Raw genomic sequence first — 17,004 nt, forward strand, 5'->3', positions numbered from 1 at the left:
AAACAGTAATTATTCCAATATCTTATTATTAATGTTTAATATTCTACCTGTTAATGATGTTAATTTTAATCAAAAAACCAATGCCTTAAACTATAAAAAGTGATCTACATTAAATAATCAGCTCAAAATGTATAATAAAACGAACATATAATATTAACCTTCTACCTTAAAAACAAAAAAACGCCATTACATTACATAATGGCGTTTTTTCATCTAAACAATTAGTGATGATTATTGCTCCTTTTTTTCTTTGATGCTGGTTTTACTTCTACCTTACAGCAACCCCCAATATTTTCTTTTTTCGCTTTTAGGTATAACTGTATAAATAAAAAGAACATAAAAAATAAAAAAACAACAACAGAAATAATGATATATAAAGGAAATAGTTCATCTGTATTCATTGAATACTCCTAGATTATGCAACGTAGCAATACATCTAAATAAGAATGTAACGCATTACCAATATTTGTCAACGGAATTTACGCTCTTAGTGATACTTATAAATATCTGTTACTCACAATGCGTGACAGTGTAACACTTGCTGTTTGATCACCGTTATTACACCCTGCTCATTATTACTCGGTGCTATAAAACGTGCTAATTTTTTAATCTCTGGATGTGCATTACCCATTGCATAACTAAAATAGGTTTCATGAAGCATTTCTACGTCATTAAAGAAATCACCAAAACTCATGCTATTTTCAAACGTAAATCCAAATTTATCACGCATAGCCTTAATCGCCTGCCCTTTGGATGCTTGCTTATCCATAAAATCTAACCATATTTTACCGCTAACGACGACTTGGTGCGTTGCTGCAAATAAAGGTGCTACTAATGGATAAACATATTCTTCAGTACCCTTAAAATTTAATACTGATATCTTAATAACCTCATCATCAACATCTAATAAGTCATCAACAAACATGATGTTATGACAATATTTTATTATTTCTTGCTGAGCCTGTTTATCTTTTGTCTCTATATACGCTGATTTTTTTCCGCATAATACAATATGACTATTCTCAATATTACGTACTGTTTCAATAATTAAATCAGATTCAGATTTAGGAAGCATAGCACTATAAAGCTCCTTACCTTGATACATCACTAAAGTGCCATTCTCGGCAATAAAAAGTATCTTATCTTTAATCGATTCAAACATTTTTAATAATGTGAAATATTGTCGACCAGACGCAGCTGCAAATAAAATATCTTTTGCATCTAGATCATTAAATACATCTAAAAAATCATGAGGAAGTTCATTTACATCATTCAGTAAAGTGCCATCCATATCTGTTGCAATAAACCGTATCGGTAATGCCATACTATTATTACTCCGCTTAGATTTAAACTTATTGTATGATGATATATTACCTCTAAATTCGCTACTAGCATATAACCGCAACACTCTTTATATTCAAAGAGTGTTGCCATATATTATAGAATAGTCTATGTTTTATAATTACTTATCTGCCGCTGATGATAATTTTTTATTGTGTTCAACAACCATTATTGCGATTACTAGAAATAGAATGTCTTTAACTAAAAAGAAATTTGCAATAGGAACACTATCGACCACTTTCTAAGTGTTTGGTGTATTTATACCCTACCGTTGTTGCTGGTGGCGATACTGTATTTATCCTTAAACTATCCATACTGATCCTATCAAGTATTTTGAACTAAACAGTTTATTTTGTTATGATCGGGATAACGACAACTGAGGTTAAGAGCTATGAATAAGCAACAGGAAAAGCGATTAAACATCGTTAATAAAACAATCACTTTATGTGCGCAATATGGCTTTCACGGCACCAGTATGGATAGTATTACGTCTGCTACAGGAGTATCTAAAGCAACTATTTATAAATATTTTATTTCAAAAGAGAATTTAATAAAAGAAGCCTTATTTTTATTCAGTGAACAAGCATTAAATAGTCTAAATGTTATTTTTTCTGATCCTACATTAACACTAGAACAAAAACTGTCAGAACGATTTGAGATATTAGTAACATTAATGAAAGATGACTTATTCAATGGCTGTTATTTTCAATTAGCCTATAGCGAATTTAACCATACAGACGATAACATTGCTAAAATATGCAGTAATTACAAAAATACGCGTGTAAATATGATTAAGAATTTATTAACAGAAAATAACATTAATAATGCTGAGCTTAAATCACAACAAGCAGAATTAATTTTTAACGGATTATTAGCAACATTACAAATAACCAAAAACACAAAATTAATACCAATGGCGAAAAAGATGTATCTCAATGTTATTCTTGAAAAAATCAATCATGAACACTATTAATTTAATAGTCATAGTAAATAAACTCATGACTGTTTAATTAACCTACTAATCTATTTTAAATCAATTCAATTTTGAAGTTGATCACATATCGATAATAATTACCTTTGCTAAAAACAATTAAAGTGGCATAAGAATAAATATAAGTACACCAATGAAAAAAGGACAATTCATATGAAAATTTATTTTATTTTTTGTTTATTATTTATATCGACATCTGCTTTTTCTAGTACAGCAGTTATCAATTCAAAATTTCATAATCCTGATAATAAAAAAAATATTCTAAAAATAGTAACGCCAACGATAACTGACAATAGAGTAATCAATTCAAAATTTCATCATCCAGGCAATAAAAAATATCATGTTGTAAACAAAACCAAAAAAGAAACAACTCTTTAGTAATAAGTAATTTAATTGTTAATAAAAAAGAGTCGATACAATCATCAGTATATATTGCTAATGATTATTATCGACTCCTTGTATATCATTTATTTTTGAGCACTAACACCCATTAAATGATCAACTTTCTGTATATTCTTAAAACCAGCAGCTTTTAATCGACGAATAACGCCATCAACAAAACTACTGCCTTTTTTTATAATATGTGGATTACCTGTATAGTGGAAAAGTCGCCCATTTGAGCGTAATACACGATAAATTTCACAATAAAACCCTTCACTGTAAAGTTCACCAGCAAGAGAAAAACGTGGTGGATCATGAATAACAGCATCAAAAGAAATTGAAGGCATAGTTTCGATCAACTCAAAACTACTTCCCTGACGTTGCTCAATACCATCATTATTTAAATCGTTTGACCACGGATTTTGTGCTCGTAATCCCATGACCGATTCACTTAACTCAATGGTTAATACTTTTTTCGCACCCAGCCGATGAGCAGCAATCGCCGCATAGCCTAAACCACTGCAGCAATCTAATACATTATCACCACTGCGTACTGCTTGTTTAGCCATCTCTGACGCACTTTTGAAAGGATCGGTTCCTTTCGAGATATGCATTTTAACACCACTAATTTCAAGCAGTGGCGCACCATCTGTTGGTGCTAGTTTGTAATAACCAACACTACGATCTTCCAATGGCTCCATATCGCCATCACTACAAATATAAATTCGTTGTGTCTTTTTAACGATTTTTTTAAGATCAGCAATAGAAAGTTTATTTTCTTCGTCAAGAATTAAACCTTGATCAGTGACTGAAAAATCCTGTTCGCTAAGGTTAAGATCTGTCGAGATTCGAACGCTAGAAAGTCCTTTCTTGATAGCATCTAATGCCTGTTGCGCATTTTTTGTATGAAGGTAGTAGCCAAGCATAGTTCATTTATCTAATTAGAAACACTTATTGCATTATAACATAAAATAGAACCGTCATATCTTCATCGTTCTCAGCCTACCCTGCCTTGATTAAATAAATACATTTCAACATATTACTTATTTATTCAGCTATTTATTATGATAATCACAACACATTAATAAACAATTACATGCCATCCTCTAAAAGTATTCTTTCATTAAAAACATAGCAATACATTCACCAATAGAATACTTAGTAATAAATACCCATTTAATATCATAATAATATGGGTGGATATCAAAATAAAAAAAGCTTAATTAATCAATTTATTAGAAGAATATCCCATTATAGAATATAAAATCTGACTCTCATCACTGGCTCTATTAATGTAACCAACCAATGCAATTATTTACATTGTCTTTGCGTATTATTTTTAACTTTATTAACACGAACACTTAAATAAAGGACTGTCATGAACAAGGCATATTTGCTATTAACGTTATTATTCCCTTTTGCTGCAACTGCTTCTGATAACGTTCAACATATTGAAAATCATCCACAACAACAGAATGCTACACCTCATACCAATAATACTTATACTTATGTAAAATGCTGGTATCGCACCAGTATTAGCCATGATGAACCGGCTACAGATTGGGTTTGGGCTAAAAATAATGATAATAGTTATTATGAACTACCTGGTTATTGGTGGTCATCTATTTCATTTAAAAATATGTTTTACACTGATGTCTCGAATAAAGATATTGCACAACGTTGCGCAGACTCTATTGATACAGATAATAAAAATGCAGACATTATTTTCTATGCCTCAGATATAAAGTCATCTTATAGCCATACTATTTGGAGTAATGATAACGTTAGTCAACCAAATACAATCAATAAAATTGTCGCCTTTGGTGATAGCCTTTCAGATACAGGTAATACCTTTAATGGCTCACAATGGCTATTTCCAAATAGTAATAGTTGGTTCTTTGGGCATTTCAGTAATGGTTTAGTTTGGACTGAATATCTGGCTAATGCTAAAAATTTACCATTATATAACTGGGCTGTGGGTGGAGCTGCTGGCGTAAATGAATATGGTATTCTTACTGGAGTTTATGACCAAATATCTTCTTTTATTACCTATATGAAACTTGCAAAAAACTATCATATTGAAAATACCCTATTTACTCTAGAGTTTGGTCTTAATGATTTTATGAATTACGATCGAAATATTACTGAAGTCAAAAGCAATTACAGCACTGCACTTATTCGTTTAACCGATGCTGGTGCCAACAATATTTTATTAATGACATTACCTGACGCGAGTAAAGCACCACAATTTAAATATGCCACCGCAGATAAAGCGGCTTTAGTCAGTCAACAAATTAAACAATTCAATCTCTTTATAAAAGAACAAGCGGCTTATTATAAACAAAAAGGCATCAATATTACGTTTGTCGATGCATATCAGATATTTGAAAACGTAACCTCAGAGCCTCAAAAATATGGTTTTATAAATGCTAAAGATGCTTGTATGGACATTAATCGTAGTTCATCAAAAGACTATCTTATTAGCCATAGCTTAACCAATGATTGTGCACAACATGGCTCTGATAAATATGTCTTCTGGGGCGTTACCCACCCGACCACAGCGATGCACAAATACATTGCTCAAAAAATTATTACTAATGTTTCAATAAACTAAAGAATGTTAATACTATTGGCACTAACTTTTGGTTAGTGCCAATTATTTTAGATATACACAATAGAGTCAGAGATCAAAAAGTGCTTAATATCTTAATTGAACTCACCTGATTATCGAATCCTGTTGCATTAGCATCACCACTATTACGCGTATAATAAGCACCACTATAATTGACGCCTTCATAAAATCTTACTGACCACCCCATCGGTATATCATAAGACGACATTTTATTATCAAAATTATAATCACCCAAATTAGGAATATCATGAGTAATCTTTACGGACTCTCCCATTTGATAATTTTGACTATAAATTGAAACACCTTTACCTTTATATCGACCAGTATCAGCTTCCGAAACAAGGGATGATTCAACACACTTCGCTTCTTTTGCTTTACAGAAAATACTGCCTTCACCTTGAGATTTTTCACAGCGACGTTGCACTTTATAACGTGCCATATCCTCTGTTACACCAACATCCGCAAAAACATCACTAAACGGTTTCAGTGTACAAACATAAACTCGACCGCTGTTACTTCCATTAAGATTATTTACATTTTTGAACTCAAGATGTAAACCCGCGTATGAAGCAGTGCTGAAACCTAAAAGTGTGGTTAAAAAGATTATTTTTTTCATAACTACTTACTCTGATATAGCAAAATAAATGATTACTATATGATTAATAAACGGGCGGCATCATAACACTAAAACGAATACTTATATATAATACAGTGTACAAATATTCCATTTAAATATAAATCAAACTATTTAATTTTATTTTTTATCTATATTTAATGTTCAACATATTAAATTAATAACACAAAAAAAATTCATCGTAACGATTAAATATACTAATAAAGATAAATTATAATTCCTTAGTAGTATTTTGTTTTAAATTATGTAATTAATATAACAAAGAAAGAACATTAAATAATAATATAAAAGGACTACCATGAATATTGCTCAATATATAGTAAAATCACTCAGTACTGCAGGCATAAAACGTATTTGGGGAGTAACAGGAGATTCTTTAAATGGAATAAGTGATAGTTTACGTGCAGATGGCACAATAGAATGGATCGGAACAAGGCATGAAGAAGTCGCTGCATTTGCTGCGGGAGCAGAAGCGGAACTGACAGGTGAACTAGCTGTTTGTGCAGGATCTTGCGGCCCTGGCAACATGCACTTAATTAACGGATTATACAATTGTAATCGCAATAAAGTCCCCGTACTCGCTATTGCTTCAGATATCCCCTCATCAGAAGCGGGCAGTCGTTATTTTCAAGAAACGGATCCTCTTCACTTATTTAAAGAATGCAGTGTTTTTTGTGAAAAATTAACGCATCCATCACAAATGCCATTTATTTTAGAAGCAGCAATGAGACAAGCTATTTTAAAGCAAGGGGTTAGTGTCATTGTTATTCCTGGTGATATTGCCTTACTTGATATGCCCAAAAATACGCCAATAAAATGGCAACGCCCTGCTTTACAACAAATTACACCCGTATTATCTGAATTAGCATTATGCAAAAAAATAATTAACCAATCATCAAAAATAGTTTTATTTTGTGGTGCTGGCTGCAAAGGCTCACACGATCAAGTATTAGCTCTAGCTGAAAAACTAAAAGCCCCCATTGTTCATGCCCTCAGAGGTAAAGAGCATATTGAATATGATAACCCTTATGATGTGGGTATGACGGGGCTCATCGGTTTTGCTTCTGGTTATCATGCGATGGAAAATGCTGACACAGTAATTTTACTTGGTACCAGTTTTCCATTTAAACCGTTCTACCCTAAAGCCGCAAAAATTATTCAGATTGATAATGATCCTGATGCTATTGGCCGACATACCCAAGTTGATCTTGCGTTGATTAGTGATATAAACCCAACATTATCAACACTACTACCATTAGTGGATGAAAAAACAGATCACCATTTTCTTGATAAATGTATTGAACATTATCAAACAACGCGTAAAAATTTGGATAATTTAGCCGAGATAAAACCGAAAAGTACGCTCATTCATCCTCAAACACTGGCAAAAATGCTCAGTGCAAAAGCACAATCAAATGCTGTTTTTACATGTGATGTTGGAACGCCAACATTGTGGGCTGCGCGTTATTTCAAAATGAGCAGTCAGCGCCGCTTAATTGGTTCATTTAATCATGGTTCAATGGCAAATGCACTTGCACAATCTATTGGTATACAAGCCGTAGATACTACTCGTCAAGTCATTGCATTATGTGGTGATGGCGGATTTTCGATGCTAATGGGCGATCTTCTTACCTTAGTACCTTATAATCTCCCTATTAAAATAGTCATTATCAATAATAGCTCATTAGGTTTTGTTGATATGGAAATGAAAGCATCAGGCTTTGTTTCTAATGCAACTAATCTTAATAATCCAAGTTTTGCCGCGATTGCCAATGCTTGTAACATTAAAGGGATCAGCGTATCAGATCCTCATAAGCTCAGCGATGCTATTGATGAATTATTAAATCATGATGGTCCGGCACTGCTAGAAGTGATCACTGATAAAAATGAATTAAGCTTACCGCCAAAAATTAAACTGGCTCAAGAAAAAGGCTTTACCATCTACACATTAAAAGCCCTCTTTAATGGCTATGGTGATGAATTAATTGATCTTGTAAAAACAAATATACTCCGTTAATCCAAAAAAAGGTATACTAAGTACACCTTTTCCATTTTTTAATACAAACAATCAATTACCAAAGATTTTTAATTTGAGCAAGATGATTAGGCAAATCTTGTGGTTTTTCACAACATACTTGCTCCATCACCTGCTGAAGTTGTTTTTTCAACATATTCATTGCGTGATAACCACCATTTTGACCAAGAGCACCCACACTGTACATAAAACTACGTCCCATAAACGTAAAGTCCATTCCCGCAGCCAATGTACAAGCAATATCAGAACCTTCTCTAATACCGCTATCCATCATAATGGTTGTTTGACCTTTACAAGCATTAAGAATTTCAATACCTTTACTAATGGTTGATGGACCCGCATCCAATTGACGTCCACCGTGGTTAGATACAATAATCCCATCAAGACCAATTTCAATCGCTTTTTTTGCATCTTCAACAGTTGATAACCCTTTTAATACTAAGTTACCATCCCACTTATCGCGTAACTTACGTACTTTTTCTTCACTTAAACGTCCATTAAATGTTTTATCCATGAACAACGCTAAGTGGTGCATATTCATTGAACCAGACATATATTTAGTTAACGATTTAAATTCCGGCTTACCTTTAATTAATGTCTCAAGCGCCCATTCAGGAGAAAGCATAATTTGTAGCATATTTTCTGCTGTCATTTTTGGCGGCATCGCCAAACCATTTTTTATTTCTTTAGGACGATAAGCAAAGGTTGGAACATCAGATAGTAATACTAATGTTTTAACTCCTGCCGCCTTACAACGGGCAAGTAAATCATCCGTAATAGCATCATCAACGGGATGATAAAGTTGAAACCACATTTTACCTTCAGTAATTTCAGCAATAGTTTCAATTGATGAAGTAGAGACAGTGCTCAACACAAACGGTACATTATTATCAAAAGCCGCTTTTGCTAAAATCTCTGGTGCTTGCGGCCAAATTAATCCTTGAAGTCCAACAGGACTTACACCAAATGGCGCATCATATGTTTCACCAAACAATGTCGTTTTTAAAGATACATCCTTATAATCTCTCAAATAATAAGGAATAAGTTCAAGCTTACGAATGTCATCAGTATTTCGTCTTAAACCAATCTCATTGTTACAACCGCCATCCACGTATTCAAACGCAAACTTCGGTAACCGTGATTTGGCTTTTTTTCTAAGAAGATCAATGGATGGGTATGCAGTATTAAAATAGTCTTTCATGAGACTTCCTTTATTATTTTGATGATATTTTTATTAGAATTTATAACTGAACTTTATATTTCTATTACATATATATCACAAAAAAAACAAACGACTATCACTTTTATCAATTATAAGTAAAAAATTACATTTCGACATTTAGTATATAAATATAATAAAATAGCATCTTCATAAGTACAGACTAAAATAAATAATCACGAGGATTTTACTGGTTACTTTCTTTGATTCATTATAAAAAACAACATTATAGTGAGTTATTATCAGAATAATATGCAAAATTAAAGGTATTCATCACCATAGCGCGCCAATAAAGAACAAAAATAACTCAATAATGACAATAATACAACTATACGTCTCTCATCTATCACAAAAATCAGCAATTAAGTGACGCTGTCACAATTTAAAAGTAAGTAAAAATATCACCTCTTACCCACCCTACTTAGCATATTTATATTTACTCATTACTATTTCATCAAACAAATACCGTAATTATAAAATATACGTTAAGTTAAAAATTACTCTATGAATTTAACTATCAAAGAATCATCACCTAAAATTAATTTTCAATAAGTGTCTCAGCACCAATTAGCAGAATATTATTATCAACAGTACATCTTCCATTACAATTTATGAACTATCATATTCATAGCGATGAAATAAATCAAACAATCACTTGGCACTTGGCACTTGGCACTTGGCACTTGGCACTTGGCACTTGGCACTTGGCACTTGGCACTTGGCACTTGGCACTTGGCACTTGGCACTTGGCACTTGGCACTTGGCAATATTGTAGTCAGTCATTACCGGAAAGATATAAAAAATTAAATATGGAAGGCTGATTTAAAGGTGATACCCGTTACCAGCACACCATAAATCGAGTTTATTTTCTCATTTTATTAGTAAAACTTGTCAATAATGAACTAAATATGTCCAATTAGAATAACTAGCCTACTGTAAACATCACTTATAGCACAAATAACAGCTTAAACGTGACGCTGTCACAGTGCAAAAGTAAACAAGAAAGCAACTACCAATATTCGCCGCTATCGGAAAACATCATACTGAACTTAATGGGTAATCAACGTATATTTTAATTAGTCACGTTGAAGCATTAGAGATATTTCAAATCACAAGTCGAGCAACAATGTATCTTGTAAAAAACAAATCAAGGAGGCCTACCCTCCTTAATTTATCATTCAAACTTAGATGCTGCTTCTAACAACAAATCACTATGCATGAAAATATCATCTAATGCTGCAATGGGATGTCTAACTTCTTTCTTATTTTCACCAACGACACCAAGATACTTTTGTTTTGCATTAAAATGTAATCTACATAATGGTTTTCTATTATTATCATCTAATAACACACCAAAGTAACTTTGCGTATCTCGATGAGTAATACGTGCAACTGCAAATTTTGAACGCAAAATTGCTTTAATAATATTAAAACCATCTAACTCATCTTGCGTTGTTTCAACCTTAGATTTTTCATCTACTATATCTAACTCAATTTCAGCTATAGACTCAGGCATTAACGGTATCTTCATTGAAACATCATCATTAGTACCAATCGCAGATTTTAATCGATTATTAATACTATCATTTAAAAATTGCTTTAAAGCTTTCGTTGTAATATCTAAAAATTGAGCCTTAACTTTTGCAGTTTGTACCCCTTCATATACTCTCGATGTAAAGAACTTAACAAATTCTTCTTCTGGAGCATTAAACTGTTCTTTCAATACCACTTTGATCTGATTAAGATATTTAAGCTCTCCAGCTGCATCAACAACTGAATCTACATCAAATGAAGACTTAGTCAGTTTTTTAACTTCTGGAACAATATGCTCGTCTAAGTCAGACATATTCAAGATCAAAAATGGTTTTTCATCCATTTTATTTGGAGCATCTAAATCTGTATAAAATTCATAAATATCACCATTAGTAAGTATGGCAATACGAGCATTAGTAACTGAAAAATATCGGAAAAGTTGGCTTGCATGTTTGGTTGATAATTTTTCACCAAATTTTTTACATTCAATTAAAATTTGAACTTCACCATCTTTAAGAAGAGCATAATCAACTTTTTCTCCTTTTTTAGTACCAGTATCTGCATTAAATTCAGGAACAACTTCCGTTGGATCAAAAACATCGTAACCCAAAACTGTATGTAAGAATGGCATAATAAGAGCATTTTTTGTTGCTTCTTCTGTCTCTAATGTAGAACCTATCTGTGAGATTTTTTTTGATAAATTCTGTAAACGATCGATAAAGTCCATATACACACCACTAATGAAACAATTAAATTAATTGCATATATCACTATATCATATCGGTTTCATATAGGAGCAATAAATTGCATTTTCTTATGAAGTAACTTGCTATTATTTGATCTATGTATAATTTTGAATGCTAAAAATTATCAACTGTTCCGCAATATATGATGCTTAAATCAGCGATAAGTCACTGGTAATAATTAACTTATATTACATTGTGTCATTGATTACAGTAACTTTTAACCTAATTATATAAAACAATTAAATCAGTTTGATTATTTCTTAGGGCACTTCACAGACAAAGTTATTTATTTTACGTACCAATCTAATACTATATAAATATAACTTAGTTTAATTATGGAACCACATAAATAATAAATCTAGTACGTTCTGATGTTTGTGTTTATATAACTGTACCACTTCAATCTATACCAAAAAATATATTAAATAACAAATAACCATAAAATTCAGGACATGATTTAATATACTGTTATACAATGCCACTATATAAAAAAGAGCTGGAGAGATCATGAACAAAACAAAAACTAAGCGTTTATCGGCTCAAGACATGCTCAGCCTACTCTTGAAAAATGCTAAAACATTAATGTCGAATAATTACAAAACTTCTGCACCAGAATTAAATGGAAAGCGTTTATTTTTATTTTGTTCTTCTTTTTAAATTGGTATATATCACCTTCGAAAATAATATCATCTCTAATACTATTAGTCATCCACATTATTATTAACTTTTATTCAAACTCACACTGACGAATAAACAAATTCAAGCCAGCCGCTCATTCGCACATAACGACCTATCACCAAATAGTCTTCAGCAACGTACTCGCCCACTAATTCTACTACAACCGCCAGCATACTCGCGACCAAGCAACCGAGTAGGTGAGGTTCTGCAATGTGCAGATAATGTCTACTTTTTTAATTTATATCAATAGAAACTGACAAAATATAAACGATAAAAATAAATAATATTCATTCAAAAAAGCTTTAAGGCATTAATACTTTTACTCACTGTTTATTTAATAGATTAATATAATTGTATCTAATTAAAGCTGTGGTGTAATTTTATAATTCACACGTTTTTTAGTTTGGTGACCTCTTTCTGATATCATATATAAGTGCTTTCTCGCCCTTGAACCAATCACATATAATAAGCGTCTTGCAACATAATTAGCATGTTGAGTTCCTACATATACATCGTTCCAATGAGGGATTTTCCCTTCAAGAAGTCCTGTACATATTACAATATCGTATTCATCCCCTTTCGTAGAATGACAAGTAGTGATTTTTATACCTTTTGATTTACCAAAAAATCGTTCTAAATCACTTGCTCTATATTGCATATCGTATTTATTAATTCGTTCTCTAGTTGATTCAAGAAGACTATTTAGATTCAACATTGCTAACATATTACTATCGATATTTATAGAAAGACTAGAACAAAACTCTCTAACATTTTCTTCAATCCAAGTTTCTATACTTTGATCCACAGATACATCTAATCTATTAACAGCTTTAAGTATACCTCTCACGCCTAAAACGGTATCGAATATACAACAATCTTTCAGATGTTCGCTTAATGTATTAGCAAGCATTTTTCTTTTTAAATAGTTTTCTATACTTGGTTCAGTAAGAGCCAGACTAACTAAATCCAACCACATATTATTATTACTTTTAGGAATAGGCGATACAACTAAACCATCAATTGAGTAATCTTTATCAAGTATGTCTAATTCTCTTGATCGCTGCATCACATCAAACCAACTTGGACAAAGAATAACAATTTCTTTTTCAGATAAACCACTATCTAAATGCGATTGAATTATCGCATGGATATAATTAGACAATTGACTCTTATCAATGGTCGTCTCTATATGTACAACAGATTTAAAGTCTTTTAATAATGATTTTGACTGAATATCAATTCCGCCATCTTGATATTTTTTATAGAAATCTATAATACGTTGGCTACTTCTAAAACAACCAGTCAGAGCCATATCTTCTAGCCTTTCAAGCTTAAAGTAATCAATAAGCTCTTCTTTATTTTTTATTTCCGCACCAAGGCCAGTATAAATAGCTTGCTCTTGATCACCAATCAGCGTGATTTTTGACTTTCCTTTTTCAATGATAAACCGTAATATTTCATATTGAATTGTCGATGTATCTTGATATTCATCTATAAGAACATGATGTATTAATGCAGCAAGGCTACCACACATTCCAGAATATTCATTTAATAGTCTATAGCTAATGTTTAATATCAACTCAAAATCAATATATTTATTTTCTCTCAAGTACTGATGATATTCATCGACTAATTTATAATGATTAGATGTCTTATCTAAATATTCATATTGATAATTAATTGATAATGAAGTAATTATATTATCATATAATCCAAAGTCATATTTTTCTTTTAGATCATTGATTAATTTTTCTTTTTCGTGCTCATCAATTATTACATAACCTTTACTCAATCTAGGGACTAAATTAATATTTGTTTTTATAATCCATTGTAAACAAAACGAATGAATAGTACCAACCCATACTGATTTATCACTAATTCCATAAGACATTAACCGTTCTGTAATTGTGTCCGCTGCAATATTTGTATAAGTTAGAGCAATCACCTTTCTTTTACCAATAAGTAATCGATCTTTATTTTCAATTATATAGGCTAATTTTGAAACAAGTGTTTTAGTTTTTCCAGATCCAGGACAAGCAGTAAGCAGTAAGCAGTAAGCAGTAGATTATCATCATATTCTACTGCATTCATTTGTTCTTTAGTCAGTTTCTTATAAGGCATTATAAACTCACAAATCTTGAAAATGAATTATCCCAATGACTAGTGTGAATTTTAATATTTTCTTTTAAACTTTTCGTTACATCGAATAGGGATTGAGATTCAGCATTCATTAGTTCAATATTATAATTCATCATTTTCCATAAAATATCATCTATATTTCTTCCTTTTAAAGCAAACATCAATGCGTTAAGAATATAGTCTGGTATATGACAATTATGATCTATATGATCAACTAACTCAGTAGCTAGCCACCCTTTACCAACCTTTTTAGCTAATTTAAGTACAGAGTCATACCTCAACGGCAAATAATCAGATGATAGGTTTTCATTGACTCTATTTTTATCATACTGCCTTGTATATTCATTATTTACAACCTTCGTAAACATAGAGATATTCTTATTATTTTCAATTAATTCTGTTTCAAAAGTGTTCTTTGCGTAATATGCTTCAGTATAATCATTACCTACCGTATACTCATCTAATTCAGATTTTCTCATCGACCCACTTTCTTGAGCGGCAAATTGTGACTTTATATAATCTGCAGTTGCGAATGTATCATTGACCTCTGTTATATAAGCCGCATCTAAATCAGTTAATATTGCACAATAATTTCTAATTCTTTTTTCATGAAATAAATTACAAACATGCTTAAATACAGTTCCATCCACTTTTACTAAGCTTATCCCCATTTCATCTAGACTGACACCTAGTGCAGATTTTACCATTGCAGGTATTAATATAAGCTCAGCATCACCTTCAACTAAAATAGTACTTTTTGCAAAAAGTACATCACTACGAATTGCATCCAGATATCTCTCCATTCGTTTAACTTGTCTTAATTCTAAACCATATGCAGGAGAATATACCTCTGTTTCTGTCTCCTTTCTCGACAAAATATTCATTGATGATATTTTTGAAGATGAGCTTATTTGCGTTGAATGCGTCGAAACAAATACTTGAGTATTATTAAAATTAAATGTATCAAATAAAGTTTTCTGTATATGGTTATGAATATGTGCTTCTGGTTCTTCAATCAATAGAAAATGTGTAATATGTTCAGCACTATCTCTAATAGATTCGTACTCGTATAGTTTAAGGGCTAAATAAATAAGGTTAGCACCACCCAAACTTAGATCTTCAATTCTCCCTGTGCCTTGATAGTACATTGAGTCTTCTACTATTAAACCCAATGACTGAACTAATTCAGTAAAATCCTCAGGTAACTGAGATGATACACAAATCTTTGGTGAATATGTCGAACCAACTGTATTTAATAATGAACGAGAAATATTTTTACTCAACGAGTCAATTTCTGGTATAGAAGAAATCTTCTTATTTACATTAATAATATCTTCTACAACATTATTTTGATCGTTAATTTCCTTACTTTTTAATGTAAGTAGTTTATATAATGGATTTGTCTTATAGTATTTTAAATCAGATACTACATTTCGTAATGCTTTTACATAAGTACATGCAACTTCGCTTACAATTGAAAAATAAGGAGGTTTCTGAATACCAATCTCAGCAGCATTTTCTTGATTCGGGTCTGGAAAAATATAATCTTCAAAATCACCAACTTTATCTCGATAAGTTACTTCATTAGTAAAATCAAGTGTAGTTCTGGTAAAGGCAATTGCTTCATATGTCTCTCTACCAATAAGTAAACCAGATACTAAGTTATTAAAACTCTCTTCACGCTGATGTCGAGTATCATGACCTGTAGCAATGTCATAAAGAGCCTGTCTAATATAGAATTTAGGTCTAAATAAAAAAGTGTATGTCCCTTTTCCTGTAGATTTTAATTTACCATGAGTATTAAGAACATAGTTTGCTAATACCTGTTCTTCTTCTGTATCTGAAAGATCATCAAAAAAAATAGCTATGACGATCCAGTGACCAAAAGGTTGTCCTAAACCACGATGAAAATCATCAGACGTAAGTTGCTTAACATTTGAAGGAAGTGATTCATCCAATACTAATCTCATTGCTTGAAAAACATTAGTTTTACCCGCAGCGTTTTCCCCTATTATTGTGTTCACTGAATCTTTTACAAATTTAAAAGTGGAATGCTTGAAATTCTTAAAATTAACTATCGATAAACTACTAATATACATACGGTTAGAGCTCTTACTTAACGTAATTTAGAAGTTTTGATAATACCCTAATTCAAATTATAACCTGAGATGCAGCTCACCTTATCTCATATAAATACACAACCTTCCCTCTCAACCTGATCTTCCATCGCCATCACAGCCCTATTTTCTATCAACCAAACCACCAAAAGACTCAACACCATGTTATAACGCTTAAAACGGCTATAGGTTACTGGCAGAACTTGAGCAAAATACGCAAATCGAGTTTCTTGTATCCATACAATACGACCAACTTTACAGCATTGGCACTTACAACGATTATGCTTTTTATCCACTACCATTACACTCTGGGCATACTTGGCCATTCTATTGAGTAGCTTCAGCTATTGCAGTCGCACATAACGCTGTTAACGCCTTTTCAAGGTAAACACCACGCCAATATTCCATTAAACGTAATGTTTCACCTCTGGTCGCTATTTGCAGCTGTTTAAGTGCATGAACAGTATATAAATAAATATTAGGTCGAACTCATAAAGGGACATTTCCGTGTTAGAAACTATATCCAACACGGATTAAATCCATAACCAAACCTACTTC

At 31.9% G+C, this 17,004-nt stretch carries 15 protein-coding genes; 5 read left to right on the forward strand and 10 right to left on the reverse strand.

All coding sequences use genetic code 11. The annotated features are described in order from the left end of the window. Window positions 1-221: 221 nt before the first annotated feature. Together CIK00_RS07950 and CIK00_RS07955 are read right to left on the reverse strand one after the other, a co-directional pair. Window positions 222-401 carry a hypothetical protein gene (locus CIK00_RS07950; RefSeq protein WP_101768359.1) on the reverse strand — a complete coding sequence of 60 codons (180 nt, stop codon included), beginning with the start codon at window positions 399-401 and terminating at the stop codon, window positions 222-224. Window positions 402-514: 113 nt separating this feature from the next. Continuing rightward, window positions 515-1,324 (reverse strand): Cof-type HAD-IIB family hydrolase, encoded by an 810-nt coding sequence (locus tag CIK00_RS07955; protein ID WP_101768360.1) that lies wholly within the window; start codon window positions 1,322-1,324, stop codon window positions 515-517. A gap of 408 nt (window positions 1,325-1,732) precedes the next feature. Between CIK00_RS07955 and CIK00_RS07960 the strand changes: the two genes are divergently transcribed. Further along, on the forward strand, window positions 1,733-2,314 hold the full coding sequence (locus tag CIK00_RS07960; protein ID WP_101768361.1) for a TetR/AcrR family transcriptional regulator: 582 nt from the start codon (window positions 1,733-1,735) through the stop codon (window positions 2,312-2,314). A 171-nt stretch (window positions 2,315-2,485) separates the two neighbouring features. Then, window positions 2,486-2,710, forward strand: a complete 225-nt coding sequence (locus tag CIK00_RS07965) for a hypothetical protein (RefSeq protein ID WP_101768362.1) — start codon at window positions 2,486-2,488, stop codon at window positions 2,708-2,710. An 89-nt stretch (window positions 2,711-2,799) separates the two neighbouring features. Here CIK00_RS07965 and CIK00_RS07970 read toward each other — a convergent pair whose 3' ends face one another. Next, entirely contained in the window at window positions 2,800-3,639 is an 840-nt protein-coding gene (locus CIK00_RS07970) for a class I SAM-dependent methyltransferase (RefSeq protein WP_101768363.1), read from the reverse strand. 452 nt (window positions 3,640-4,091) lie between these two features. On the opposite strand from CIK00_RS07970, the gene CIK00_RS07975 reads away from it, so the two are divergent. Beyond that, a complete protein-coding gene (locus CIK00_RS07975; RefSeq protein WP_101768364.1) occupies window positions 4,092-5,327 on the forward strand; it encodes an SGNH/GDSL hydrolase family protein in 1,236 nt (411 codons plus the stop codon). 73 nt (window positions 5,328-5,400) lie between these two features. Here the strand turns inward: CIK00_RS07975 and CIK00_RS07980 are convergent, their stop codons facing one another. Beyond that, complete coding sequence (locus CIK00_RS07980; RefSeq protein WP_101768365.1) at window positions 5,401-5,961, reverse strand: beta/gamma crystallin-related protein; 561 nt, start codon at window positions 5,959-5,961, stop codon at window positions 5,401-5,403. A 316-nt stretch (window positions 5,962-6,277) separates the two neighbouring features. On the opposite strand from CIK00_RS07980, the gene poxB reads away from it, so the two are divergent. Continuing rightward, window positions 6,278-7,996, forward strand: a complete 1,719-nt coding sequence (gene poxB, locus CIK00_RS07985; RefSeq protein ID WP_101768366.1) for a ubiquinone-dependent pyruvate dehydrogenase — start codon at window positions 6,278-6,280, stop codon at window positions 7,994-7,996. Window positions 7,997-8,051: 55 nt separating this feature from the next. Here the strand turns inward: poxB and CIK00_RS07990 are convergent, their stop codons facing one another. From CIK00_RS07990 to CIK00_RS08000, 3 genes are all read right to left on the reverse strand, one after another. Next, entirely contained in the window at window positions 8,052-9,215 is a 1,164-nt protein-coding gene (locus CIK00_RS07990) for an alpha-hydroxy acid oxidase (protein WP_101768367.1), read from the reverse strand. A gap of 669 nt (window positions 9,216-9,884) precedes the next feature. After that, complete coding sequence (locus tag CIK00_RS21615; protein WP_267893087.1) at window positions 9,885-10,016, reverse strand: hypothetical protein; 132 nt, start codon at window positions 10,014-10,016, stop codon at window positions 9,885-9,887. A 391-nt stretch (window positions 10,017-10,407) separates the two neighbouring features. Beyond that, a complete protein-coding gene (locus tag CIK00_RS08000) occupies window positions 10,408-11,493 on the reverse strand; it encodes a type I restriction endonuclease (RefSeq protein WP_101768369.1) in 1,086 nt (361 codons plus the stop codon). Between the two features lie 526 nt (window positions 11,494-12,019). Here CIK00_RS08000 and CIK00_RS21300 point away from each other — a divergent pair. Further along, complete coding sequence (locus CIK00_RS21300; RefSeq protein ID WP_167388538.1) at window positions 12,020-12,169, forward strand: hypothetical protein; 150 nt, start codon at window positions 12,020-12,022, stop codon at window positions 12,167-12,169. A 382-nt stretch (window positions 12,170-12,551) separates the two neighbouring features. Here CIK00_RS21300 and CIK00_RS08005 read toward each other — a convergent pair whose 3' ends face one another. The 3 genes from CIK00_RS08005 to CIK00_RS08015 all read right to left on the reverse strand — a co-directional run bounded on the left by CIK00_RS08005 (window position 12,552) and on the right by CIK00_RS08015 (window position 16,742). Continuing rightward, complete coding sequence (locus CIK00_RS08005; RefSeq protein WP_202820807.1) at window positions 12,552-14,237, reverse strand: UvrD-helicase domain-containing protein; 1,686 nt, start codon at window positions 14,235-14,237, stop codon at window positions 12,552-12,554. Between the two features lie 73 nt (window positions 14,238-14,310). Beyond that, window positions 14,311-16,428 (reverse strand): ATP-dependent nuclease, encoded by a 2,118-nt coding sequence (locus CIK00_RS08010; RefSeq protein WP_101768370.1) that lies wholly within the window; start codon window positions 16,426-16,428, stop codon window positions 14,311-14,313. Window positions 16,429-16,514: 86 nt separating this feature from the next. After that, window positions 16,515-16,742: a hypothetical protein gene (locus tag CIK00_RS08015; RefSeq protein WP_233426545.1), complete on the reverse strand. Its 228-nt coding sequence runs from the start codon at window positions 16,740-16,742 to the stop codon at window positions 16,515-16,517. Window positions 16,743-17,004 lie beyond the last annotated feature (262 nt).

Origin of the sequence: Photobacterium carnosum (assembly GCF_002849605.1) — a bacterium.
Classification (GTDB): Bacteria; Pseudomonadota; Gammaproteobacteria; order Enterobacterales; family Vibrionaceae; genus Photobacterium; species Photobacterium carnosum.

Bases quoted from the DNA above. Each gene is read 5' to 3' on its own strand.
- CIK00_RS07950 (WP_101768359.1), bottom strand. From the start codon at position 401: ATGAATACAGATGAACTATTTCCTTTATATATCATTATTTCTGTTGTT.
- CIK00_RS07955 (WP_101768360.1), bottom strand. From the start codon at position 1,324: ATGGCATTACCGATACGGTTTATTGCAACAGATATGGATGGCACTTTA.
- CIK00_RS07960 (WP_101768361.1), top strand. From the start codon at position 1,733: ATGAATAAGCAACAGGAAAAGCGATTAAACATCGTTAATAAAACAATC.
- CIK00_RS07965 (WP_101768362.1), top strand. From the start codon at position 2,486: ATGAAAATTTATTTTATTTTTTGTTTATTATTTATATCGACATCTGCT.
- CIK00_RS07970 (WP_101768363.1), bottom strand. From the start codon at position 3,639: ATGCTTGGCTACTACCTTCATACAAAAAATGCGCAACAGGCATTAGAT.
- CIK00_RS07975 (WP_101768364.1), top strand. From the start codon at position 4,092: ATGAACAAGGCATATTTGCTATTAACGTTATTATTCCCTTTTGCTGCA.
- CIK00_RS07980 (WP_101768365.1), bottom strand. From the start codon at position 5,961: ATGAAAAAAATAATCTTTTTAACCACACTTTTAGGTTTCAGCACTGCT.
- poxB (WP_101768366.1), top strand. From the start codon at position 6,278: ATGAATATTGCTCAATATATAGTAAAATCACTCAGTACTGCAGGCATA.
- CIK00_RS07990 (WP_101768367.1), bottom strand. From the start codon at position 9,215: ATGAAAGACTATTTTAATACTGCATACCCATCCATTGATCTTCTTAGA.
- CIK00_RS21615 (WP_267893087.1), bottom strand. From the start codon at position 10,016: ATGACTGACTACAATATTGCCAAGTGCCAAGTGCCAAGTGCCAAGTGC.
- CIK00_RS08000 (WP_101768369.1), bottom strand. From the start codon at position 11,493: ATGGACTTTATCGATCGTTTACAGAATTTATCAAAAAAAATCTCACAG.
- CIK00_RS21300 (WP_167388538.1), top strand. From the start codon at position 12,020: ATGAACAAAACAAAAACTAAGCGTTTATCGGCTCAAGACATGCTCAGC.
- CIK00_RS08010 (WP_101768370.1), bottom strand. From the start codon at position 16,428: ATGTATATTAGTAGTTTATCGATAGTTAATTTTAAGAATTTCAAGCAT.